The sequence below is a fragment of the Flavivirga spongiicola genome, from assembly GCF_030540825.1.
GTDB classification, from domain to species: Bacteria; Bacteroidota; Bacteroidia; order Flavobacteriales; family Flavobacteriaceae; genus Flavivirga; species Flavivirga spongiicola.
In genome coordinates, this window is record NZ_JAUOEO010000001.1 from 3,143,472 (window position 1) to 3,170,000 (window position 26,529).

Consider the following 26,529-nt stretch of genomic DNA (forward strand, 5'->3'; position numbering starts at 1 on the left):
GCGTTGTTATATTTTATGCAAGAAAAAATGTTGTTTCATCCCACGGTGCTATCACAAGATTTTAAGTTTGAATTTTCATACCCTTTTGAAGAATTATTTTTTAATACTGATGATGATGCCGTGATTAATGCGATCCATTTTAAAACAGAAAACCCTAAAGGGGTTATATTGTATTTTCATGGAAATGCCGGTAATTTATCTCGCTGGGGGATAATTACTGAATTTTTTGTAGAAAAGCAGTACGATGTTTTGGTGATGGATTATAGAACATTTGGTAAAAGTACTGGCAAATTAAGCGAAACTGCCTTGTATAATGATTCGGAGTTTTGTTATAATTATTTAAAAAAGAACTATTCAGAAAACGATATAACTGTTTATGGGAGATCACTGGGAACAGGAGTAGCTACTTATATAGCTTCTAAGAATAATCCTAAACAAGTAATCTTAGAAACCCCATATTATAGTATAATTGATGTAGCAAAATCCAGATTTCCTATTTTTCCTGTAAAACATCTTTTAAAATATAAATTACCAAGCTATCAGTTTATAACCAAAATAAACTGTCCGATATATATATTTCATGGAACTAATGATCAAGTGGTGCCTTACAAATCTGCAAAAGGATTATTTGAAGTAGCTCCAACATCTCATACTACTTTTACAACTATAAAAGGGGGAGGGCACAATAATTTAGTCACCTATGAGGCTTTTATAAAAGGAGTAAATCAGATTTTATGAAATTTAAATTCTTAGATGATACCATTTTATACCAAAACAGGTGTAATACTATATTCATTTGGAATTACCGTAAAATAAAATAGCCAGCTTCGTTACAGAAAGTTAGCGTGTGTGTATAAATATTGTCACATGTAATGAAATAATAAAGGTTAGACACGAATTACACAGATTTTCACTAATTAATCTGTCTATCGACAGATTTCAAGCCTGTACAAGCTTGGTGATTTATATTTAGCCTAGGAATACATAAACATAAAACAATAGATTTGTGTAATTCGTGTCTTTTTATGGTGTGTACACACAGTAGTTGCAGAAAGGAAATGTTTTTTAGGGATTAATATCCCGAGGCTAGCTTCTTTTTTCTTTTTTTTGGAATTTAATACTTCATGAGTTTGTCCCAAGGTAATTTATTTAATAGATCCATTTTGCCTTTGTTAGGGGCATAAATTCTTAAAAAATTAACACCTCTATTCTTAGATTCTTAAATAAAACATAAAACACAAATCCACAGTGTTAAAAGTTTCTAAACCCATGTAACTACTTCCGGAAAAATGCGTCAATTTTGTAGTGTAAATTAGAAAACTATTTAATTATTATGATAAAATTAGTCTTTATTTTTAGTTCGTTGTTTGTGTTAAATACAACGGGTATTCCAAATGAGAATACAGATAAAATTGAAACATCTATTTGTGAAAATGACAGTTGCTATTTAGATATTAGTAGTATTGAAGTTTACGAAATAGAAGAAACCGTAAATCTTGGTTTTAATACAAATGATTATTTGCCAGAAAATTTCAATCCTTTAAAAGGAAAAGGGAATATAGATTGGAGCACAGTAGAAATTTACGAAATTGAAGAAGACGTAGACTTAGGTTTCGATACAAAAGATTATTTGCCGAAAAATTTTAATTCATTAAAAGGAAAAGGAGATGTAGAATGGGAGGCAATTAAATTAGCTGAAATAGAAGAAGAAGTTGAGATAAGTTTTGATACAAAAAAATATTTACCGGAAAATTTCTCTCCCTGTAAAGGGATGAGTTAAATCATAGTTTGTTTTAAGTTAAATGTAGTTAGTTAGTTAGTTAGTTAAAAAGCCAGTAATATAAAATTTACTGGCTTTTTTTGTTTTGTATATTTTAGTTTATTTATACCATTTCTATTTTGAAATAACTCTAAAAGAAAATAGCCTGTTCCGTTGTAGAATGGGCGGTTTTAATGCGTAAAAGACATTATTAGATCATCTCAACAAACAAGCCATCATCGGTTTTCTCAACCTTAGCTAAACTATTTTTAGTTAATTCTTTAATGGTTTTATCCCATTTTTTATTTGATAAGCCAGACTGCGCCTTAAGATCATTAAGCGTGAAGCGTTCTGCTTTTTTTAGTAGCTCTAAAAGGGCTTTTCCTTCTTCACTAATAGCCAATGCTTTCTTTTCTGGTCTCATTTGTGGGAAGAATAAAACTTCTTGTATCGATTGGTTGTTGGTTAAAAACATAATCAATCTATCCATACCAATCCCCATACCCGATGTTGGTGGCATACCGTATTCTAAAGCACGTAAAAAATCATGGTCAATAAACTCGGTAGCTTCATCATCACCTTTGGCTGCTAATTTAAGTTGGTGCTCAAAACGTTCACGTTGGTCAATAGGGTCATTAAGTTCAGAATACGCATTAGCAATTTCTTTACCACAAACCATTAATTCAAAACGCTCGGTTAAATCAGGATTTTCTCTATGCTCTTTACATAACGGACTCATCTCTTTTGGATAGTCTGTTATATAGGTAGGTTGTATGTAGTTGCCCTCACATTTTTCTCCAAAAATTTCATCAATAAGCTTGCCTTTACCCATGGTGTCATCTATTTCGATACCTAAACCTTTAGCTGCTTGTCTAATGTCTTCTTCAGTTTTTCCAGTGATGTCAAATCCTGTAAAATGTTTAATTGAATCAGCCATAGTAACACGTGCATACGGTGCTTTGAAATCTATTTCATGCTCACCAAAAGTAGCTTTAGTAGTTCCGTTTACGGCTATAGCACAATGTTCTAATAAACGTTCACAGAAATCCATCATCCAATTATAATCTTTATAAGCTACATAAATTTCCATAGCGGTAAACTCAGGATTATGCGTTCTATCCATGCCCTCGTTTCTGAAGTTTTTAGAAAACTCGTAGACACCATCAAAACCACCAACAATCAATCGTTTTAAATATAATTCATTGGCAATTCGCATGTATAATGGAATATCTAAAGCATTATGATGCGTTATAAAAGGACGCGCTGCTGCACCACCAGGTATTGGTTGTAATACAGGTGTTTCAACTTCAAAATAACCTGAGTCATTAAAAAACTGACGCATAGCATTAAACAATTTGGTGCGTTTTACAAAAACGTCTTTCACTTGTGGATTCACCACTAAATCTGCATAACGTTGTCTGTAACGCTGCTCAGGATCTGTAAAAGCATCATGTACATTTCCATCAGCATCCGTTCTTGGTAATGGTAATGGTTTTAAAGATTTACTAAGTAGGGTGAAATCTTTTACCCTAACACTTTTTTCGCCAACTTTAGTTGTGAATAATTCGCCTTCAATACCAATAAAATCACCAATATCCAAAAGCTTTTTATAAACATCGTTGTATTTGCTTTTGTCGTCACCTTGACAAATTTCATCTCTATTAAAATACACTTGTATTCTGCCTTCACTATCTTGTAACTCAGCAAAACTGGCATTCCCTTGAATACGTCTAGACATCAATCTGCCTGCTATAATAACCTTGCTCCCTTCCTTAAAGTCCTGTTTTATTTGTTTAGAATTACGCGATACGGTGTATAAATCTGCTGGATACGGATTAATACCTAATTCGCGTAATTTTGCTAACTTCTCTCTTCGTACAAGTTCTTGTTCTGATAATTGCGACATATTCTAAATGCTGTATGAATTTTAAAGGCACAAAGATAATCATTTGATTTACGATTTACGATTATTGATTTACGATTTTTTTGCCGTTATCACAGGAAGAAGACTAACTGTTACAATCGCTTTGTATGTTATAAATAAAATGAGTTTTTTCTACTATTTCTAATGTAAATTGTAACAAAACAGAAACAATAACGTCAAACAATTAAACCAATTGAATTTCAAAATGGCTCATGAATAATTTGAAATATAAGTGAAAAAGAAACGAATTATATGGCCATCTTGAGGTTTGATTGGTATTATCATCAATCTATACTGAATTTATGTGCAGAGCGTCGTCGAAGTATGTTTCAGTATTAAAATAAATCAAAGTATGAGTTTTTGGAGAGTTTTACTGTCTATTATTTGTCCCCCTTTAGCAGTTATCGATAAAGGTTGTGGCTCCATTTTTATTGTCTTCTTATTATGGCTTTGCGGCTGGGTGCCAGGCGTTATTGCTGCACTTGTTATTATTAATAATCCGAATAGATAAAAGCGTATCTTTGTTCCCTAAACCTAGATTATGTATTGGAACTTCGTTATGAGGGTCGGAAATACAATAAAAGCTAGTATTTTATCGGCTTTAGCATAGCACCGCTACGGTTAGATCGAAAAATACAGCGCAGCGATAGCTTTTGAAGTAGTTTCAGGCTGCAATAGATTTTCCAATACATCATCCAGGTTAAATTAAAAACCCAAAATTTAATTAAATGAACAAATTTTACACCCTTATCGTTTTTATTATTTCTATTAGTTTTACTAGCTGTCAATTTTCTGAAAACATCTATATAAATGAAGATGGTTCTGGTAGAATGGAATTTTCTTTTGATGGAACCCAACTTATGCAAATGGCAGGAGAAGAAATGAGTAAAGGCAAAGAAGAAGCCATAGATTCAACCTTTAGTTTTAAAGAATTATTTGACGCAAAGCGTGATAGTATTTCTAAATTAACAGAAGAAGAGCAATTAGAACTAAAGAATTTAGAGCCATTTAGCATGCATATGGTTATGAATCCAGAAACTTCGGAAATGAAGTTTGATATGTTTACAGATTTTAAAGAAGTCGGTGAACTTCAAGATATGTTTAAAGCGATGAATAGTTTTGGCAACATGGAGAAAGGAAAGAGCGGTGCTCAAGCTAATGATCCTACAAACCCGTTTTCGTCTCTTGGAAAAGATGGAAGTACAGCACTTGAGTATAATTACAATGGTAAAACATTTAAACGTGTTGCCAAAATAATTGATAAAGAAGCTTATAAAAAAGTTACAGATAGTTTGGGAGAAATGGCTGTTATGTTTGGGTCTTCAAAATATAAGTTAAACTATCATTTTCCTAAAGCAATTAAATCTGTATCTAATGAAACGGCCATGTTTAGTGCCGATAGAAAAAGCTTTACGGTGGAGTTTGGATTTATGGAATATCTATCAAACCCTGAAGCTTTAAATGTAGAAGTTGTATTAGAGGATTAGTATTTTGAATAAACAAATTGCACTACAAGATTTAGGTTTTAAAGACTATAAACAAATCTGGGACTACCAAGAAGAGTTGTTTAAAGGTATTGTAGATACTAAAATTAAAAATAGGCGAGAAGAAGCTGGTTTACAAACTAAGAATCACTTTTTGTTTGTAGAGCATCCGCATGTATATACTTTAGGTAAAAGTGGGGATTTGTCTAATCTGCTTTTAAACGAAGAACAACTTATTGAAAAAGGCGCGACTTTTTATAAAATTAATCGTGGTGGTGATATCACATATCATGGTCCAGGGCAAGTAGTTGGGTATCCTATCTTAGATTTAGAAAATTTTTTTACAGATATACATAAATATCTTCGTTTTTTAGAAGAAATGATTATTCTAACGCTTGCAGAGTATGGTTTAAAAGCGGAGCGTAGTAAAGGTGAAACAGGTGTTTGGCTAGATGTGGATACGCCATTTGCACGTAAAATTTGTGCTATGGGTGTGCGTGCAAGTCGTTGGGTGACCATGCATGGTTTTGCACTTAATGTAAACGCTAATTTGGGTTATTTTGATAATATTATTCCTTGTGGTATTCGTGGTAAGGCAGTAACATCTCTAAATGTGGAGCTTGGTGTAAAAGAAATATCTATGAATGAAGTCAAAGAAAAACTTCTAAAACATTTTACTCATCTTTTCGAGGCGGAATTTTTTTAAAAGCATTCAGAATTCTCGGATTTCCATATTATTGTTCCGCTATTTAAAATATCAGAGGTGATATAACCATCACCATTTCCAAGTGTTCCAATATTGGTGCCTGCACAATTATACACAAGGAAAACAGTATTGCAATTTGGGCAACAATCCCCTAAAACGTATACGGTCTGTTCGTTATATTTTGTTTGTGAAAAATATAGGAATTTTAAAAAATCAGAATTTTCTTTTTCAAATTCAGCAATTTTCGCTTTTAACCAGCTTAAATCTTCAATAGGGTTTATAACATTACAAGTATTTCTAAAGTCATCATCATTATTGCACGATAAAATGGTGAGTAATAAAAGCGTTACTGATAAAAATGCCTTTTTCATAGGAGTCTTCCATTTTAATAATACTATTTTAGAGATACCAAAAAAACTAAATGGTTGCGTTCAATATATAAGTAGCTTTAAGTTAAGGTGTTTTTTGTTTATTGTTAAGGTATAATTCTCTTCTTAAACCACCTGGATTAAAAAGATCACGCATTCTTCTTTTTTGCCCTATTGTAAACATATACATGGATTGATCACTAACATAATCCATAAAATTCATAAACATGTCATTGCTATTACACGAATTTTGAGGATGTGTTGGACTTCCTGAATATTGAGATTTTTGATTAGGTGTATCATCAACTAAATCACCCTCTTCGCAATCCCCATTTTTGCCATAAATATGTCTTAAGTTTAACCAATGTCCAATTTCATGAGTAGCCGTTCTACCTAGTTCATTGCCAGGGTTTAAAGGAGCTAAAGTGCCAAATACCCTAGGGTCAATTACGACACCATCTATTCTCGGGTCGACATTTGGAAATTGAGCATAACCGGCTAATCCTAATTCTCCAGTATAATCACTTAAATCGGCAATCCAAATATTTAAATATTTGTCTCTGGGCCAAGCATCTTGCCCGCCTTTCTCTGTAAAATATAATTTTAAGTCTTCAATAGGAATTTCACCTGTTAAATCTCTACCATCAAATCCTATTACATTACCTTCTGTTCTTATTATTCCAGATGTTGGGTTACCATCAGGGTCTATGGTTGCTAAAGAAAATTCAATAGCCACATCTGCTACCAAATCAATAAATTCATTTGGCGTTTTTATATGATCAGGGTTCTTTTTTCTGAAATCTTGATTTAATACATCAATTTGCGATTGGATTTTTTCATCACTAATGATGAATGGCTTTGGTGTATAATTAACGACATGTACAACTACAGGAATAGTGATTACTTCGCCAAAAGAGACATCGCCTTCTTCAATAGGAGAATTTATAGGCGGATTGTCGTCTTTGGAGCAAGAAGCCGTACAAAATACGATTAAAACAATTGCAATTAAAAAAGGTAGGTGTTTATATGTCATGTTGTTATATATTCTATACAGATTTGAGTTATGATGATTCAACAACAGAATGTTGAAATTTTACATCATAATTTTAAGACGAATAAAAATAGAAAGGGTTGCGTTAAATTATAAGAATAGTTTTCAGGTTAAAGATGTTTTTGTAAAAAAAGCCTGGTTTTAAATGTGTAATTTATTGTAAAAGAAATGCTTAGTAAAAGAGAGGTGGTTAAAATATTTTACTAATCTTTTTGAAATAGAGTTTTGTAGGTTTGTGCAACAGTCATATGTGTGAGATTTAATGCTGTTTTTTTTACCCCTTTTTCAATTCTATTATCATTTTTTTAATCAGAGAAATTTGCCCCAAATGGTAGTAACTATGTTCAATTATACCTTCAATATTTCTTTGATAACTTCCATATTTTTTATCTACAAACGCATCTTTTAATTTGTCTTCAGGCATCAGTTCGACATGGCTTGCAAACTTTTCTGCATTGGACCATATGTCGTTCAACAGCTCATCCCAATCTTCTTTTGATTTAATCTGTGGAAAGTCAAAACTATATTTATCTCGAATTTCCAGAGAGCCTCCTTCGAAAACATTAATAAGACCTGCAATGTAATAATTAACATGGTAAGTTAGAGCGGCAATAGTGTTTAAAGATTCTATTTGATATGTAGCTTGCTTCCAGGTTACGTTTGACAATAAATCCTTATAGTTCGTATTGGCAATCCATTGACCATTTAAAAGAACCTCTTTAAAACGTATTGCAATTTGTTTTGAGTTTTCCATTTATTGGATGAATTTAACTTTCATATTAGCCGTTAAACGAAGTTAGCCAATTTTTAGTAAAAAGTTAGGTTAATCCTCCGCATTAAAGAACACCTTATAATAATGCATTTTTTTCTCATCATCATAACCACGCTCTAAATATTCTGCCGAAGCATCAGGTGCATCAATATCTAGTTTTATTTGTATATTCGTGTCTAATTTGATATCAGTTTTAATCTTCTTCTTTTCTTTGGTAACAACACGTTCAGCCACATCAAATTGGTTTCTGATAACTAAATTTTGTTCCCCTTCATATTCTTTTTTATAATCTTCAAACTGCCTTATTTGTTTTTCACCTTCAAAAATATCTTCTTTAAAACGTTCTACATTTACAACTTCATTTTCTTTAAAGAAATCAATGGTTTTAGCTAAAAAAGTATTCTGTTCTTGTGCACCATAGCTAGTTTTTAAAACCTCTGTTGAGAATTCTTTACAAAGCTCAATATATTGTTGTGTATGATTATTGGCATCATCAGCATATTTAATATTTAAAAACTGATTGATCCAATACTGTGCATCATAGCTATTATTATCTACACTTAAAATAATATTACCCTCGGTATCACTTTGATTTAAAATTAAACAGCCCTTATCTACTTTTTTAGAGTTAATTCCTTTTTGTACCAATACATCATAACTCTTATTCTCTAAATAGGTTTGAAAGAAATTAATCTTGCTCTCTATTTTAAAAATACCAATAGCATTAGTCGTCATGTCTTGATATTCAATACCTTCAAACATAACTACTAAAACATCACCGGTTTTTATATTGGCCGAAGTAGATTGTTCGAATAAATGAGTTACAATATGTTTTGAAACATCTATAAAAGCATCTTCATCATTAAATAGTTGTGAGCAATAGCTATTAATTTCGTTTAAAGAAATATTAGCGTGATGATTAAACCGATAACTTTGTACCACACTCCCAAAAGGGCGGAGTAAAAAAGGGAGCATTAAATCGTAACTGGCTTCATCAAAATCGACTGTATTCTCAGAAAAAGCATTTTTAGTATCGTTAAACTTATTTCCAACTTTATGAATAATGAATTTTGAAATTGAGGCATTTTTTCTTGAAATCATGTATCGTTTATTAAGTATGCAATACTATTAAAATAATTAGAATTATACCATTTCTTGTTTGAAATTACCATAATAAATAAATTAACCTGTCACGTTGCAGAACGGTGATGATTTTTTGATTTAGATGAAATAGAAAAATAGGAACTCAACTTTACTAGATATAAGCAGAAAAAAGAACGCCAAAGCAAATGCTTTGACGTTCAAGACCTGGGGACTTCAGATTTGGTTATCGTTATATTTTAAATTTATCGAATAGGGTATAGCCTATTGATTAAATTTTCATTTTAAGAAATGTCATAAAATCTTTTGAATTTTATTGTAAATAATTGATTAATAGCTGCCTTAAAGATAAAAATTAGTTTTTCATATGCAAAAATTTTACAAAATTTATATACATATATAAACTTATAAGTAAATACATTCAGAATTTGGCTACGAATTAATTGATTTGATATAAAATAATAGAATTATTTTCTCCTTTACTCACAAATTCAAGGTTTCTATCTTTATCAATGTTGTCTAATATTATAGGTGAGTTTCCATATACCGGGAAGTTGGGTAATAATTTTGTTTGACTATCGTAAAGATGAATTTTATGAGCTTGTTTATCTGTAATTGCTACATAAATTTTATCATTAATATAGAATAGCCTGGGCGTTGAGTAATCACCATAATCAAGTTCTATAGTCTTGTTTTTAATAGACAGCTTATTTTCATTTAGCAGTACAAGGGTTTTACTTGAAGTTTCTAAATGATGTTTTTCTGATAAGCTTAAATTTTTAATAGACGCATGTCCCTTTGTGTCTATAGTTATTAAGTTTCCATCAGAGGTTGTGGTTGTAAAGTTATTTTTGTATAAGAAGATGGACTGGTTAGAGTATGAGCTAGAAGTTTTTGGAGTAATTCTGGTTTTGCCAGTTCGATCTAAAATATAAAGTTTGTTTTGAGTTTTAAATGTAATGTAATCTTTACTGCCAATTCTAAAATGTTTTGGTTGGCATATAATAGTATTGTTTGCAGATTTAAATGTAAATCCGTTTACAACTTGTGCCTTTACGTCGTACATCAAAATATTTCTGCCTTGAGTCACTAATAATCTATAATTTTTATTTTTATCGTAATTAAAAACAGCCAGAGGTTGAGTGATTTCACTGTTAAATTTAATCGGGAAAGGTGCAACATCCTTGCCATTCCTGTCAATAACATAAACACCGTTGGAGGTAGCGAAGACTAATTGTAATCGTCCATTTTTATAGATATCAATTTGTTCAATAGGGCCTAATACGGCACTTTTTATTTGCTTTTTCCAAAGAATTTTTCCTCTATTAGAAATTAAATATAAGTTGTTATTTATGTCTTGTACAACAATCTCTTTTTGTTTAGTAATATGATTTTTTACAAATTGAGGATTAGTTAGTATGTCCGTATCTAATTTAATATTTAGTTCTTCAGAAACGGAATTTAATAAAGCTCTAGTTTTATTCTTTTTTATAATACCATTTACATGAGCAAAATTAGTTTCGTAAATAAACTGTAATGCAGATACGTTGTAATTATTCAGCTTATAATTTAGGTTTCCTTTAAGATTTTTATTTAAAATAGCCTTTAAAGAAGACGGGTTTATAACCTGTATTAATGATGATGCATCACTTAAATGGTTTTTTACATCTTGAAAATATACTTTCTCATTTAGTGTTGTTTTGTTTTGGTAATTAGCAATAATGTTTTGGAGCATATCGGTGCTATTGGCAAACACAAAAAAATTATCTAATATACAGTATTTATTAGCTTTGTTGAATGACACTAAAGGAGCAAATGTTTTAGTAAATAAAAACGGACGACTAAAACTAAAAATAGAAACACCTCTATAAAAATCAATATGGTTTTGTTCGCTTAAAAGAGCATCTTTGGTAGCAATAACATCAAGAGAATTTAATGCAATGGCACTATTTTTTCCTTGATAAATGACGCCGACTTCAACAATATCATTAAAAAGCATAGTTGTGTTAGTTATGGAATCTTTGCTATTAAACTGGACCAAATTGGTTTCTAAGGTTTTATAATCATTAAAAGTAAAGCTCATAAAACCATCACTATTTGAGGGGGTGATATTGTGAGTTTGATTTTCCTGAGGGGTGGTGTTTTTGAAAATATTAATTAAACTTTTCGATGAATCTATGGCTTTTGTAATACCATTAAAAAGGACTTCATCTTGATTTATACTAACATCAACAGCTATATAATTAGTGAAGGTTTTAAAAGAAAGCGAATCTTCAATAAAAAACGATTCTAAAAATGTATTGTCAGGCTTTAGAATGACTGAGAACGTTTTATCATTGCTGGTTATGTTATATATTTTCTCTAGTTCAATATCTATTTTAGTATTACTAAAAATAGCATCAACAATATCTTTTGAAGAAGAAGCGAAAAAGATGCTATCTATAATAGTACTATAGAATGTATTGTTGTTTAATGTGGATTTTGTTATTGTTTTGTTTTTATAGGAAAGTGTTTCTTCAATATAGTCTGGTAACGAATCGGTTTCAAATAATTGCTGATTATGTTTTGTAATGATCGAATATTGTAAACTGTCTTTTAAATCTTTCGAAAAACAAATTAATATATCACTTGTAGGTTTTAAATAAGATAAGCTGCTTAATGTGTTTTCTAAGTTTTTGTATGAGTCTGTTTTAGAAATTTCCTGTAAAAATTCACTATTATTAATGCTACTTTTTAAACCCTCAAGGTTTGAAGTTTTTAAAATTATAGAAGTGTTTTTTGGTGTAAAATCAATAAGTTCTGAGCGGCTTGTTTTGTTGTTTGAGCAGTTAAAAACTAATATAAGAAGTAGGGAAAAACAAAAGACTCTCATAAAATAAATTAATTTTTACAAACCTACATATTTTTCATTGAAGTCATTTAAACTTTTTTGATTGAAGTGAAAAATAAACGAATTATATGCCGTACATTATGATAGAAAAGATATCATTCTCAAAAAAAGACTTTTTGAGCTGTATAGCATCGTTACAGGGGTATAAAAGGACAAAATGAGAGAGTGAAAGAGCGATTTGCAGCCAAATAAAAGTATCGTATAGCAGCACATATAAAAATATAGCGAGTAGGCTTATTAAATATCTAACGTTAATTGCTCAGGTAAAAGCCTAAACGATTTTCTGTGATATTTTGTGATACCATATTTTTTTATAGCAGCTCGGTGCTCTTTAGTTGGGTAGCCTTTATTTTGCTTCCAATTATACATTGGGTATTCTTCATGAATAGTATTCATATATATGTCACGATGTGTTTTTGCTAAAACGGAAGCTGCTGCAATACTCAAATATTTTCCATCACCTTTAATAATAGTTTCAAAAGGGACACCATTATAAGGTTTAAATTTATTACCATCTACTATTATAAATTGTGGTTTTTTGGCTAATAGATCTATAGATTTATGCATAGCTAAAATAGAAGCATTCAAAATATTAATATTATCAATTTCTTCCTGAAATATATGTGCTACACCAAATGCTAAGGCTTGTGTTTCAATAATTGGTTTTAAAAGATCTCTTTTCTTTTCACTAAGTTGTTTAGAATCATTTAGTATTGGGTTTTTGAATTTCTTAGGTAAAATAACAGCTGCTGCAGTAACAGGACCAGCTAAACAACCACGCCCAGCCTCATCTGTGCCACATTCTAAAGAATAGTTGGAATGGTTAGTTAATAACATTTCAATAAGAATATTGTCAAATTTATAATTTTACCCACTAATTATTATGCATGCTTAGTAAATTTATTCATTTTTGTGTGAATATATTATTAAGTATTGTCAAATATCTTTTTTTTGGCTATAATTATATGAATAGTTTAAAAAATATACTAATATTATGAGAATTTAATAATCTAAAAAGTGTGGATTAATGATGATTTGTCGCTTTTTTTATGAGTTTTTTTGCTTTTTTGATATAATATTAAGATGTTTGCAATCGACTAACTCAAAATAAATATTCTAAGCCCATTTTAACAGATGGCTAAATATTTAAAAGAAAGCCAGCAGTTATAGCTGGCTTTCTTTATTTTAAATAATTTTCACTAAATTGTTTAAAGTTGGGTTTTAAAAATCTTCAGGTAAAATAAACGTAGTTATATTAATTAAACTTGTAAAACTTTTTTTAAAACAAAAATGTTTAAATGATATAATTATTTATTTTAGTTCTAAATAATTTATGATTTTTGGATTTAAATATTTTTTACCTTTTTTAGTAAATGAAAAGGAGCGCATATTGATTAACAAATACATGTACTAATCTAAGATGTGTCTATTTATTACATTTAATGACTATTATAGAGAAAACAATACAAGAAGAGCCTGAAGTTGTTTGGATGAGATTTGTGGATGGAGATAGAAGTGTCTTCACATTCATTTATAATTCACATGTAGATGCTTTGTTTTCATATGGTATGAAGTTAAATTCGAATAAGAATTTCGTAAAAGATTGTATTCAAGATGTTTTTTTAGATATATATGAACACAGAAAGCAGATCTCCAGACCAAAAAATATTAAATTTTATTTATTCAAAGCTCTAAAACATACTATGTTCAGGGAGTTGAAGAAAGAAAGAAAGAAAAGTAGTTTGCCAGAACAAGAAAAACTGTCTTTTTTTACAGAGTATAATATAGAAACCAAGACCATAGATGAAGAAGTTGTAAAACATCAAAAAAAACTTGTTGCCAAAATAATTAAGGAACTAACGCCTAAGCAGCAAGAAATACTATATTTAAGATTTACGAAAGGGTTCAATTATATTGAGATTTCAGAAATCACTGGCATTAATCATAATTCTGTACGTAAGCAGGTATATAGAACCATAAAAAACCTGAGAAAAAGTCTTGCCTTAAATAATATTACAAATTCAGGTATTTATTCTTTTTTGTTAGTGATTTAACCGAAAAGAATTCCTAGAAGTTATATGAAAGGTTTAAGATAAACTTCATCGGGAAGCTAAATAACAGAATTTCGGTTTTTGAATATTTATTCTTATAAATTTATAAAAAATTCTAACACCCAAAAACCCAATACCAAACTCCCAAAAACCTAAAATCGATACTCAAAATTTTTACATCTGGTTTGTTTTTTAGTATATAGGAGAATTTTTTTTTGAATATTTTAAATGAAGAACCCTTATGTTTACTGCATTGTTAAGGGATTGTTAATTTTTTTTTAAAAAAACCTTAAAAAAGTGTCCACAAAAATGAGATTTAATCCCCTATAAAAAATAAAAGTAAGTTTATGAAGCTTTATTCTAAGTATATAGAAAATGATTCTTTTCTAAGTTGGGTATATAATCCAACGCCAGAAACAACTAGGTTCTGGCAAGATTATATTCTTAAGAATCCACAAGAAAAAGAAATAATTAATGCCTTAAAAGTAATTTTAGTAGATATAAAAACTGATGATATAAAGCTTTCAGAAAAAGAAAAGGAAGAAATATTTACTAAACTTTTAAATAAAATCGATAATAAAAACAAACCAGGTAAAATATTCAATTTAGTTAAAAGAACATATAAATATGTTGCGATATTAATTTTGGTATTAATAGTTACAAATGTGTTTATTAATAATGATTTCGAAACGATCGATGATTTCAAATTTAATACTATAAGTGAAATGCCTTTAGATCCAATAATAAAAGGAAACACCCAATTAATTATTGGGCAAGGGAAGCCATTATTAATTGATGAAAAAAAGTCTCTAATTGAATATACTAAGTTGGGAAGTATTATTTTAAACGAAAAAGATACTATAAATAATAATATAGCAAATGAAGGAGAAGTCGTATCTTTTAATAAATTAATTGTACCTTTTGGGAAGCGAAGCAAAATAATATTACCAGACGGTTCGGTGGTGTATCTAAATGCAGGAACTAAGTTTGTTTTTCCTGATAAGTTTGCTTCTAATGAGAGGAAGGTTTTTCTTTCTGGAGAAGCATTTTTTGAAGTAGTAACAAATAAGGAAAAACCATTTATTGTGAAAACTATTGAAGAGAAAGTTTCAGTAGAAGTGTTGGGAACAAAGTTTAATGTGTCTGCTTATCCAGTAGATTCAAATATTTTAACAGTACTGACAGAAGGGAAAGTTGTCGTAGTAGAAAAAAATATATTTAAAACTCAAAGAGCAATTTTAAAGCCTGGACAATTAGCTTCATGGAATAAAAACACAGAAAAAGTTAATGTTAAAGAAGTTAATACAGATAACTACACATTATGGACTTCAGGGCTTTTACATTTTGAGAGCGAATCCATAGTAAATATTGTTAGAAAAATAGAACGTTTTTATAATGTGAAAATAGTTTTTGAGAATATATCTGATGCAAAAAATATAAACGTAAGTGGAAAACTAGATTTAAATGATAAGATAGAACAGACACTTGAAAATCTAACGATTACAACAGAATTTAAATTCGAAATAATAAATGATAATAAATATATATTAAAGTAAAAAAGTCAGAGAATGCGCCAACATCCTCTGACTTATAATAAACTGCTATAAGGGCAGCTAATGTTTAATTAAAAACCAATTCAAATTTATGAAAAATAACCAGAATTTCTATGATTTTCTTTTAGATTTTAGGAATAAAACTCTATTTGTAATGAAGAGTCTTACCGTCTTTTTAGTCCTATTCTCATTGTATTCTTTTTCAAATTCATATTCTCAAAATAAAAAATTGAGAATAGAAATTAAGGAAGGGACATTAATGAATATGATTGAGTCTATAGAAAACCAAAGTGAATTTGTATTTATTTACAATGATGAAGTATTGCCCGAATTGCTAAAAGCTTTAGGTAATATCCAAATTAAAAATAAATCTATTTATAAAGTCTTAGATAGAGTTTTAAATAAAGAAAAGCTTATTTACTCTATAAATGAACGCCAAGTAATTTTAAATAAAAAGGAAGAAATTCTGCAGCAACAAATCTCCGGAAAAGTTACTGGGGCTGATGGTTTGCCATTACCAGGTGTCAACATAATAATTGAAGGAACATCAAGAGGTGCTCAAACAGATTTTAATGGGGTTTATTCCATCAATGCGAGTGAAGGAGAGATTCTAAAGGTTAGTTTCATTGGTATGAAAACACAATTCATAACAGTCGGTAGTAATACTACTATTGATATTGTTATGGAGGAAGATTTAGAAGATTTGGATGCGGTAGTAATAACCGGTTATCAAAATGTAAGAAGAGAATTGTTTACAGGAGCATCGCAAACCATTAAAGCCAAAGATATTAAACTTGATGGTGTCGCCGATATATCAAGAGCTCTTGAAGGAAGGGCTGCTGGTGTAAATGTGCAAAACGTTACAGGAACATTTGGAGCTTCACCCAGAATTACTATTAGAGGGTCTTCATCTATTTTAGGAGATACAAAACCTATCTGGATTATTGATGGTGTTATTCAAGAAGAAATTGTTAGCTTGTCATTGTCAGATTTGGTATCGGGAGATCCAAATACATTATTAAGTTCGGCAGTTGCTGGATTAAATGCTTCGGATGTTGAGAGTTTTGAGATTCTTAAAGATGCATCGGCGACGGCGCTTTATGGAGCTAGAGCACTAAACGGTGTTGTTGTTATTACAACAAAAACAGGTAAAAAAAATCAGAAACCAGCATTTAATTACTCAGCAGAATTTGCTGTAAGAGATATTCCCAGATATAGTAATTATGATTTATTAAATTCACAGGAAACTGTTTCTATTTATAGAGAAATGGAGTCTAAAGGGTTTTTAAATTTGCCAGATTCTTTTCAGGGAAGGTATGGAGGAATCTATAATATCATGTATAGAGCTATTAATAATTTTGACCCAACAACGGGACAATTTCAACTAGAAAATACACCCGAGGCCAAAGCACGTTTTTTACAACAGTTTGAATTAGCAAATACCAACTGGTTTAAAACCTTGTTCAATCAAACGCCAACGCAAACGCATACATTAAGTTTTTCTAGTGGTAGTGAAACGTCTACCTCATATGCTTCTCTTGGCTATTTTACAGATGGCGGGTGGACCATTGCCGATAGAGTTAGGAGAATTACAGGAAACTTAAGAAATTCGTATTACCTACTTGATGATAAACTAAAAATTACGACGCAATTACAAGGTTCTATTAGAAATCAATTAGCACCAGGTACTTTTGCAAGGCAAGAAAATAATGTAAATGGTTCTTTTACCAGAGAGTTTGATATTAATCCGTTTAGTTATGCATTAAATACCAGTAGAGCCATTCGACCAAGAGATAATAATGGTAATTTAGAATATTCACGCTATAATTGGGCACCGTTTAACATTTTAGATGAAATCAGGAATAACTCTTTAGAGTTGAATGTCACAGATATTAAATTTCAAGGACAAGCAGAGTATGAAATAAATGACAATTTAACGTATAACTTTCTAGGTTCTGCAAGATATGCAACATCTAATAGTGACCATTCTGTAACAGAAAATTCTAATGTGGCGGCGGCATATAGAGCTAATGAGACTACCTTAGTTCAAGATGCCAATACATTTTTATTTACAGACCCGGATGAACCAAATTCCAGACCTAGAGTCGTATTACCAGTAGGGGGTATTTTAACAACTGGAAAAAATACACTGGTTACCTATACTTTTAGAAATGCTATTGATTATACTAAACGATTTAATGACGATCTTCATGGTATAAGAATATATGGAGGTCAGGAATATAGGTATACAGACAGAGCGCAAAGTTCTAATACAGGTTATGGCTATCAATTCTCTCGTGGAGGTACTGTTTTTACAGATCCAGATATCTTAAAAAAGGCCATTTTAGAAGGGAATGATTATTTCTCAGCATCCGAGACCAGACAACGTGAAGTTTCTTTCTTTGCAAATGTTACTTACGATTTTGATAAAAAATATGTTTTAAATGTAACAGGTAATTATGAAGGATCAAACAGAGCAGGGAAATCTTCTGAATCAAGATGGTTGCCAACCTATACTATAGGAGGTAAATGGAATATAGATAAAGAGGATTTTATTAAAAATTCAGGTGTCATTTCTAGTTTGGCATTCAGACCGAGTTATGGACTTGTTGGTCTTTTAGCTGATAATGTTAGTAATAACTTGCCTGTTTTTAGAAATCAAATTACAGACAGATTAAACCCTAATGATCGTGAAAACTTTATAGATATTGAAGATTTACAAAACACCGAGTTAACATGGGAAAAAACCTTAGAGTTAAATTTAGGTTTGGATGTTGGATTTTTAAATAATAGGATTTTATTAAACTTTGACGCTTATTTTAGAAAAGGTGAAGATTTAATCGACCTAATTAGAACCTCAGGTGTTGGGGGCGAATCGCTTAAGTTTGGTAATAATTCTGAAATGACTACAAACGGAATCGAGTTCCAATTAAATACAGTCAATATAGATACTGATGATTTTAGTTGGAAAACAGGTTTTAATATTTCACATTTTAATCAAGAAATCACTTCGCTTAAGCAAAAACCAAATGTATTCGATTTAGTTGTTGGTACAGGTAGAGGTAATGCTGTTGGTTTTCCTCGCGGATCCTTGTTTTCATATAAATTTGAAGGACTTAATGAATTTGGATTACCAACTTTTTTCTTAAATGATCCGGATTTAGACTCAATTTCTGATATTGATTTTCAAGAAACTGACGATATTTTAGATTATTTAGTTTATGAAGGACCTACAGAAGCTAATGTATCTGGTGGACTTGCTAATAATTTTAAATATAAAAATTGGGATTTAAGTTTTTTCATATCATTTTCAGCAGGTAATAAAATCAGATTGGCACCATCTTATGCTTCAGAGTATAACGATTTAGATGTATTTCCAAGAGAGTTCATTAATAGATGGCTCGTACCTGGAGACGAAAATACGACTAAAGTACCAGTAATTGCTTCGCAAAGTTTAATACAAGCCTATGGAGAGAATGACTTAAGAAGAGCTTATAATGCCTATAATTATTCAACAGAAAGAGTTGCCGATGGTGATTTTGTTAGAATGAAGAATATATCATTAGGGTATTCTTTTGATAAGCAAACTTTAGATCAGTTAGGTGTATCATCTTTCAGATTAAGTCTACAAAGCACAAATCCGTTTTTAATCTATTCAGATTCTAAATTAGGAGGTCAGGATCCAGAATTCTTTAGATCAGGAGGTGTTGCTTACCCCATATCTAGAATGTTTACTTTCTCACTTAATATTGGCTTTTAAAATAAAATACTATGAAGAATATAAAATATAATATAATAACATGGGTTTCATTGGTATTTGTCTTTACAACATCTTGTAACGATATTTTAGATGAAACACCAGATAATAGAACCACGATCGATTCTATTGAGAAAATATCGGAGTTATTGGTTGGAGCCTATCCAGAAGGAGCTTATGTCCCGTTTTTAGAACCCATGTCTGATAATGCAGGAGATAAAGGTCCGAGTGCAGGGAACTATAGAGTCAATGAAGAAATGTTTTTTTGGAATGATTTAAATGATACAGACGAGGATACGCCAACCAATTATTGGAATCAGGCTTATGAAGCTATTGCACAGGCAAATCAAGCATTGGTCTCTATTGAAGAATTAGGAGGAGGTTCAAAGTTTGATGCCCAAAGAGGGGAAGCATTGTTATGTAGAGCTTATACACACTTTATGTTAGTTAGTATATTTTCAAAAGCTTATGATCCTGCAACTGCCAGTTCAGATTTAGGGATACCTTATGTCTTAAAACCAGAGACAATACTCCTGGGTGATTACAGTAGAGGTACGGTAGCGGAAGTATATGCTAATATCCAAAAAGATCTGGAAGAAGGTTTACAATTAATAACAGACGATTATACGGTTCCAACATTTCACTTCACAAAACAAGCAGCCAGCGCTTTTGCGTCACGCTTTTATTTAAATATGGGAGAATGGCAAAAAGTAATAGATCATAGTACATTGGCGTTAGGTGTTGGTGGAGCAGGTGTGCTGAGAGATTGGGAGAATGAGTATCGACCTCGCACGTATTCAGAACAAGTTTTAAGATATGCATCATCCACTTTAGAACCGGCAAATTTGTTAATAGTATCCGCATACTCTTTGTATGATAGGTTCCACTTTAGAGCTAGATACCAATTAGATTCAGATAAGAGAGATATTATTTTTCCAGCTGCCAATGGAACGGGGCAACCTTGGTCTTATACAGTATTTGGAACTGGAGATTTGTTTTATAATATTCCAAAATTTGATGAATATTTTAAAGTAACAGACCAAGCAGCAAATACAGGTTTACCTTTTGTGACTTTTGTATTATTAACTACAGACGAAGCTTTACTAAACAGAGCAGAAGCTTATGCGATGTTAGGGCAGTTAGATAATGCGATAGCAGATATTAATATGTCTTATTCAGTAAAGACACGTTCCTATAACCCAGCTTCAGATGCGTTATTGGTTTCGGATGTAGCAACACGATTCGCAGTAACAGAACCAACTTTGTATACGCCTTTTTATAATATACCTGCGGAAGCTTTACCTTTTGTGAATGCCGTATTAACCATAAAAAGAACCATTTTTTATAATGACGGCTTAAGGTGGTTTGATAATAAAAGACACAATATGGCGATTGAACATATAGACTTTTTTGGAAATAGTTTCTTATTACCAAAAGGAGATAACAGAAGGCAAATTCAAATACCGGAAACAGCCCAATCTTTTGGTATAGAAGCTAACCCTAGATAATATTATGAATAAAATAAATTTGAATAAAATGAAACAATATATTTATTTAGTTATTGCTGTATTTTCAATCACTTTTGTAGTGTCTTGCAGCGATAGTGAAAATAGTGTTGGCGAAAGCCAAATAGATACAAGTACGCCCCAGTTATCAGAATTAGATGTTTGGTTAAGGAGTACTTTTGTAGCCCCTTACAATATTGAAGTACAATATGAGTGGGATATTAACCAAACAGATATTGATAGATATTTGCACCCCCCATTGGAGTCAAGTGTTAAACCAGTTGCCGAAGCATTATTAAAAACCTGGATAGAGCCGTACTCTACAGTTGGAGGTAATGATTTTGTAAGAAAGATAGCGCCAAGGCAATTTACTTTTGTAGGGAGTTTTAATTTTAACCCTACCAGTCCAACGATTACTTTGGGTCTTGCTGAAGCAGGTACAAAAATTACGCTGTTTAATATAGATTTTCTGGATTTTACAGATATAAATAGTATTAAGCAACCTCTAAAAACTGTACAACATGAATATGGACATATTTTAAATCAAAATATACCGGTAGACCCTGCTTATGGACAAATTAACCCAGCTGATTATACAGCACAATGGTTTAATAGAACAGATGCAGAAGCTAGAGAATTAGGTTATATCACGGCTTATGGATCTAGTCAGGAAGGCGAAGATTTTGTTGAAATGGTATCTGAAATGTTGACCAACTCCAAAGCAGATTTTGATGCCCTTATAAATGGCATCACTAATCCACAAGCACAAAGCATTTTGAGGCTTAAAGAATCTATGGTAGTAGATTATTATAAGACAAATTTCAATATTGATATTTATGAGCTGCAAGCTTTAACGGAAGCAGCAACTCTAGAACTAGTAAATTAAAAAAAAATGAAAAAGATATATAGAAATTATTGGTTTATCTGTTTAGCCTTAATAACTCTTTTATCATGTAATAATGATAATGGAGAGGTGTTGTTTACAGATACACCAGCAGAAAGAATAGCACAAAAGAATGGAGAACTATTAAACTTGTTATTAGCGGAACCGCAAGGGTATAAAGGTGTTTATTTTCCTAAAAATGATGAGTTTGGAGGTTTTACATTTTATATGAAGTTTAATGCAGATGGCACAGTGCAAACAACATCGGATTTTGATTCGGAAACAGCTATCGAAACATCATCATACGAAGTGAGGTTTGGAACGACTGCAGAATTAATTTTCACAACACGAGGTCATGTGCAAAAGCTAAGCAACCCATCATTACCAGGAGCTATAGGTACGGGTTTTAAAGGAACTTCTGTATTTCAGTACTTTAGCAATGAAAATGGTGTGATAACTTTTAGAGATGTTAGAAATACTGATACAGGACGCTTTGTTTTTACACCAACAGGGTTTACTGATTTTGATACAGAAAGTGTGGCCAGTGTAACAGCTTCATTAGCTAACAGGGAGAATTTTGTAAACTCAAGTGCGGTTACGGCATTTCCTTTTTTAAGCGTCGAAAACGGTGCGAATTTAGATGAGTATGCGCTTAATTATAACAATGTAAATATTTTTGCAAATCCAACGACTCAAGCAGAAGATGGTTCTGTTAAAGATGTGGAGTTCGGTATGGCATTCACAGAAGATGGCATAATTATTAACCCGCCACTAGAAGTTAATGGGGTTGCTTTTGAGAATTTTACATTTGATGATACTTCAGGGTTTGAATATATTTCAACTGTGGATGGTGCGACTGCTAAAATAGGATATGGTAACGTTCCCGTGACACCATTAGACGCTTATGCGTTTGGAGTTCGAAGAAATAGAGCTTGGGTTAATAGAGATGAACCAGCTAAATCAAGTAATGCTTTTAATAATTTTTATACTAATTATGATAACAGTTTGTTAGCTAATTATGGTATTAATATTAGATTCATTTTATTTAGAAGTTTAAATGATGGTGGACAACCTTATCTTCATATTTTTACAACTGGAGGTGCTTTTTGGTATGATATTAATTTCACTATTACTGACGGAATTGTTGTATTTACGCCTACAGGTGCTACTAATGCTTCACCTGGGGTAACAGCTATATTGCAACCTATATTAGATGCCTTATTAGGCGGACCTTCAGGGTTTTATTTAAATAGTACGGGGAGCCTAGAGGGATTTTCTAATAGAACATTTTCCATGATTAATGTTGCCGATCCAACTATGGAAATCAATTATTGGGATCAGTAAAAGTTAATATTTACTTTAGAATAAGTCGTCTTATAAAAACCAACAATAAATTTATTGTTGGTTTTTTAATTTGCGTTTTTTATATAAAATAAACACTCGCGTTTAAATAATTTTTTGATATCCCAGCGTTATCATATTTTGTATTTACATTTGCACTGTTTATATATAATTATGAAGAAACTATTTTTTGCCCTTTTTTTAATATGCTTTTTTAATCAATTAGATGCTCAAACAATACCTGAAAAAGGAGGGAGAGTAGATGATAAGAGAACTTTAGAGCCACAGGATACCATTAGCAGAATTGAAAGAGAAAATAGAAGTTTTAAAGACTCTAAGGATTCTAAAGATCTAAAAGCTAAAATTCAGGACTACTTAATAATCTCTCATGAGAATGACACGACATTTGTAGATACCACCCTAACCATTCAAAAAGAGTATAAGTTTAATTACTTAAGAAGAGACAATTTTGGTTTAATACCATTTTCAAATTTAGGCCAAACATATAATAGTTTAACTCATGATTTTCAAAATACCAGCTTAATGCCTAGTTTTGGTGCTCGGGCGAGACACTTCAATTACATGGAGGTTGAAGATATTAATTACTATCGTGTACCAACACCACTAACAGAACTGTTTTATAAAAGCGCTTTTGAACAAGGGCAATTGGTAGATTCATTCTTTACAGTAAATACATCACCACAAATCAATTTTTCAATAGCGTATAAAGGATTGCGTTCATTAGGTAAATATCAACATATATTAACCAGCACAGGTAATTTTAGATTTACAGCAAATTATAGAACTAAAAATAACCGCTACAGTGTTAGGGGGCATATGGTAACGCAAGATTTACTCAACCAAGAAAATGGAGGACTCAAAGATGATCCAAGTGTAGCGAATTTTGAAACTGGATTAGAAGAATTTTTGGACCGTTCTATCTTAGAGGTGAATTTTGAAAATGCGGAAAGCATATTAAGAGGGAAACGTTTTCATTTAGAGCACACTTATAAAATTATCAAGAAAAAAGATTCGTTATCAAAAAACAAACTTAGCTTAGGTCATGTAATATCATTTGAAGATAAATACTATCAATATGATCAATTAGCGGCAAATACCTTTTTTGGGGATGCGTTTAAAAATGTTGTTAAAGATCGAGCAACGTTAGAAAACTTTTATAATCAAGTACAATTAAATTATAGTAATAATATTATTGGTGATTTACAATTTAATATAACAAACAATAATTATAACTATGGTTATGATAAATTGGTATTATTAAATGGAAATACAATAACTAATAGATTAAAAGGAGATATATTTTCGGCTGGAGGTAAGTATCATAAACAATATAAAGGCTTCGATTTACAGGGAGAGTTAGGTATAAATGTCTCCGGTGATTTCGATGGTAATTTCTTAAGGGCAAAAGCAACTTTTAAGCTCAACGACGATATATCTGCAATAGCATCGGTTAATCATAGTTCAAAAGCACCAAATTATAACACCTTATTATATCAAAGTGATTATATAGGTTATAATTGGCAAAACAATTTTAATAATACAGAAACAGAGCAATTAGCATTTCAATTAAAATCTAAAAAAATAGCAAATATTTCGGCCGATTATTCTACGATTAGCGATTATGTTTATTTTAAAAAGGACGAAACGAGCAATCAAGTACAGGCGTTTCAAAATAGCAAATCAATAAATTATTTAAGAGTTAAATTAGATAGAGAAATAAAGGTAGGTAAGTTTGCCTTAAACAATACCATATTATACCAAAACGTAAAAGACAAAGACAGTACATTGAATGTGCCGGAATTTACAATCCGTAATACGTTGTATTTTTCCAGTCATTTATTTAAAAAAGCCATGTTTTTGCAAACTGGAATAACTCTCAATTATTTCACTAAGTATTATATGAATGCTTATAATCCATTGTTAGCAGAATTTTATGTGCAAACAGAAAGAGAATATGGGGACTTCCCGCGTTTAGATTTCTTTATAAACGCAAAAATTCGACAAACTAGAATTTATTTAAAAGCCGAACATTTTAATTCATCCTTGACAGGATATAATTTTTATTCGGCACCAAACAACCCGTATAGAGATTTTACTGTACGCTTTGGTGTTGTTTGGAATTTCTTTTTATAGTATCATAAGGAGGTACTTAGTTTAAAAGATCATAGGTTTTCAATAGATTTTTTACTGGTTTAAGTATGTAGTTTGTGTTTATCGGGGTTGAGACTTATTCATTTTCGGTTATTATACTATAGATGTGTATCAAAATTCATTGGCAGTTGTGTGTAATAATATTTGTGAGTGGGAGGTTTTCACAAATAGCAAAAAAGCTAAAAAGGAGAGGAGGAGAGGCGTTTAAAAAAGTTGGTATAATAATAAGGACAAGAGTATAAAGAATGATAAAAAGGATCAGTGTATTATTCAAATAAAAAAGCTAAAAAAAGTTCGGTTATAAACCCTTAGTTTTCAAGGCTTAAAAAAGCGTGTAAAAAGAATATTAAAAAAAGGTTAGGATATGTCATAATGAGGTGTATCTTTGCACCCGCTTAGCGGATAAGATTGGATAAATCGTGAGCTGGGCGGCGTTCATATAAATACAGAGATTTAGACAGAAAAAAGGGATTAAAAATTTTTTCAAAAAAAAGACCGAAGGAGTATTGTAGAAACAAAAAAGGTTGTATGTTTGCAGCCGCTAAAACGGGCAGTGGTCCGTTGGCAAAAAGTTCATACGGATTTCGGGATTTTACGATAAGAAAAAGGATTTAATTTTTTTTCAAAAAAAGATCAAAAAAGTATTGTAGGAATAAAAAAAGGGTTTTATATTTGCACCCGCTAAACGAGGAAACGAGATTAGGAAAGAAAAAGAAAGTTCATAAACATATTGAATTGACAGCGTAAGATTCTTACTGGAAACGGTAAGGATTAGACAAAGAGAATAGACCATTTTGAGTACTAGAAATTCCGATTAGTTGTTAAAGCTGTTTTGTGTATCTATGATATACGAGACACATACAAATTAACGATGAAGAGTTTGATCCTGGCTCAGGATGAACGCTAGCGGCAGGCCTAACACATGCAAGTCGAGGGGTAACGGGGTAGCTTGCTACCGCCGACGACCGGCGCACGGGTGCGTAACGCGTATACAATCTACCTTGCACTGGGGGATAGCCTTTAGAAATGAAGATTAATACCCCATGGTTTATGGATATGGCATCATGTCCATAATAAAGGTTACGGTGCAAGATGAGTATGCGTTCTATTAGTTAGTTGGTGTGGTAACGGCACACCAAGACAGCGATAGATAGGGGCCCTGAGAGGGGGATCCCCCACACTGGTACTGAGACACGGACCAGACTCCTACGG

Annotated in this window: 19 protein-coding genes and 1 rRNA gene (1 of these 20 cut by a window edge); 13 read left to right on the top strand and 7 right to left on the bottom strand. The window is 31.3% G+C overall.

What is annotated here, in order from left to right; translation table 11 throughout:
- The first annotated feature begins 15 nt into the window (after positions 1-15).
- Positions 16-738 (top strand): alpha/beta hydrolase, encoded by a 723-nt coding sequence (locus tag Q4Q47_RS12615; protein WP_303307015.1) that lies wholly within the window; start codon positions 16-18, stop codon positions 736-738.
- Positions 739-1,333: 595 nt separating this feature from the next.
- Entirely contained in the window at positions 1,334-1,780 is a 447-nt protein-coding gene (locus Q4Q47_RS12620; protein WP_303307016.1) for a hypothetical protein, read from the top strand.
- Between the two features lie 190 nt (positions 1,781-1,970).
- Here the strand turns inward: Q4Q47_RS12620 and lysS are convergent, their stop codons facing one another.
- Positions 1,971-3,665: a lysine--tRNA ligase gene (gene lysS, locus Q4Q47_RS12625; RefSeq protein ID WP_303307017.1), complete on the bottom strand. Its 1,695-nt coding sequence runs from the start codon at positions 3,663-3,665 to the stop codon at positions 1,971-1,973.
- Positions 3,666-4,035: 370 nt separating this feature from the next.
- Here lysS and Q4Q47_RS12630 point away from each other — a divergent pair, with 370 nt between their 5' ends.
- The 3 genes from Q4Q47_RS12630 to lipB all read left to right on the top strand — a co-directional run bounded on the left by Q4Q47_RS12630 (position 4,036) and on the right by lipB (position 5,873).
- Positions 4,036-4,194: a YqaE/Pmp3 family membrane protein gene (locus tag Q4Q47_RS12630; RefSeq protein ID WP_135878136.1), complete on the top strand. Its 159-nt coding sequence runs from the start codon at positions 4,036-4,038 to the stop codon at positions 4,192-4,194.
- 217 nt (positions 4,195-4,411) lie between these two features.
- The gene (locus Q4Q47_RS12635) at positions 4,412-5,170 is read left to right on the top strand and encodes a hypothetical protein (RefSeq protein ID WP_303307018.1); all 759 of its coding nucleotides are present in this window, start codon (positions 4,412-4,414) and stop codon (positions 5,168-5,170) included.
- Positions 5,171-5,174: 4 nt separating this feature from the next.
- Positions 5,175-5,873: a lipoyl(octanoyl) transferase LipB gene (lipB, locus tag Q4Q47_RS12640; RefSeq protein WP_303307019.1), complete on the top strand. Its 699-nt coding sequence runs from the start codon at positions 5,175-5,177 to the stop codon at positions 5,871-5,873.
- Here lipB and Q4Q47_RS12645 read toward each other — a convergent pair.
- The 6 genes from Q4Q47_RS12645 to Q4Q47_RS12670 form a co-directional block, all read right to left on the bottom strand.
- On the bottom strand, positions 5,870-6,244 hold the full coding sequence (locus tag Q4Q47_RS12645; RefSeq protein ID WP_303307020.1) for a hypothetical protein: 375 nt from the start codon (positions 6,242-6,244) through the stop codon (positions 5,870-5,872). The genes lipB and Q4Q47_RS12645 overlap by 4 nt on opposite strands.
- An 82-nt stretch (positions 6,245-6,326) precedes the next feature.
- The gene (locus tag Q4Q47_RS12650) at positions 6,327-7,274 is read right to left on the bottom strand and encodes a zinc metalloprotease (RefSeq protein WP_303307021.1); all 948 of its coding nucleotides are present in this window, start codon (positions 7,272-7,274) and stop codon (positions 6,327-6,329) included.
- Positions 7,275-7,566: 292 nt separating this feature from the next.
- Positions 7,567-8,046, bottom strand: a complete 480-nt coding sequence (locus Q4Q47_RS12655) for a DUF1572 domain-containing protein (protein WP_303307022.1) — start codon at positions 8,044-8,046, stop codon at positions 7,567-7,569.
- A gap of 69 nt (positions 8,047-8,115) precedes the next feature.
- Positions 8,116-9,165: a nucleoid-associated protein gene (locus Q4Q47_RS12660; protein ID WP_303307023.1), complete on the bottom strand. Its 1,050-nt coding sequence runs from the start codon at positions 9,163-9,165 to the stop codon at positions 8,116-8,118.
- Between the two features lie 439 nt (positions 9,166-9,604).
- Positions 9,605-12,037, bottom strand: coding sequence for a ribonuclease HII (locus Q4Q47_RS12665; protein WP_303307024.1), 2,433 nt, complete (start codon positions 12,035-12,037; stop codon positions 9,605-9,607).
- Positions 12,038-12,292: 255 nt separating this feature from the next.
- Entirely contained in the window at positions 12,293-12,892 is a 600-nt protein-coding gene (locus Q4Q47_RS12670) for a ribonuclease HII (RefSeq protein WP_303307025.1), read from the bottom strand.
- Positions 12,893-13,497: 605 nt separating this feature from the next.
- Here Q4Q47_RS12670 and Q4Q47_RS12675 point away from each other — a divergent pair.
- The 8 genes from Q4Q47_RS12675 to Q4Q47_RS12710 all read left to right on the top strand — a co-directional run.
- Complete coding sequence (locus Q4Q47_RS12675; protein ID WP_303307026.1) at positions 13,498-14,109, top strand: RNA polymerase sigma factor; 612 nt, start codon at positions 13,498-13,500, stop codon at positions 14,107-14,109.
- A gap of 344 nt (positions 14,110-14,453) precedes the next feature.
- Entirely contained in the window at positions 14,454-15,662 is a 1,209-nt protein-coding gene (locus tag Q4Q47_RS12680; RefSeq protein WP_303307027.1) for a FecR family protein, read from the top strand.
- Positions 15,663-15,813: 151 nt separating this feature from the next.
- Positions 15,814-19,419, top strand: a complete 3,606-nt coding sequence (locus tag Q4Q47_RS12685; protein ID WP_303307028.1) for a SusC/RagA family TonB-linked outer membrane protein — start codon at positions 15,814-15,816, stop codon at positions 19,417-19,419.
- Between the two features lie 11 nt (positions 19,420-19,430).
- Entirely contained in the window at positions 19,431-20,924 is a 1,494-nt protein-coding gene (locus tag Q4Q47_RS12690) for a RagB/SusD family nutrient uptake outer membrane protein (protein ID WP_303307029.1), read from the top strand.
- A gap of 28 nt (positions 20,925-20,952) precedes the next feature.
- A complete protein-coding gene (locus tag Q4Q47_RS12695; protein WP_303307030.1) occupies positions 20,953-21,807 on the top strand; it encodes a substrate import-associated zinc metallohydrolase lipoprotein in 855 nt (284 codons plus the stop codon).
- Between the two features lie 6 nt (positions 21,808-21,813).
- The gene (locus tag Q4Q47_RS12700) at positions 21,814-23,148 is read left to right on the top strand and encodes a DUF4302 domain-containing protein (protein WP_303307031.1); all 1,335 of its coding nucleotides are present in this window, start codon (positions 21,814-21,816) and stop codon (positions 23,146-23,148) included.
- A 171-nt stretch (positions 23,149-23,319) separates the two neighbouring features.
- Positions 23,320-25,299, top strand: coding sequence for a putative porin (locus tag Q4Q47_RS12705; protein ID WP_303307032.1), 1,980 nt, complete (start codon positions 23,320-23,322; stop codon positions 25,297-25,299).
- An 886-nt stretch (positions 25,300-26,185) separates the two neighbouring features.
- Positions 26,186-26,529, top strand: a 16S ribosomal RNA gene (locus Q4Q47_RS12710) (it continues 1,174 nt past the right edge of the window).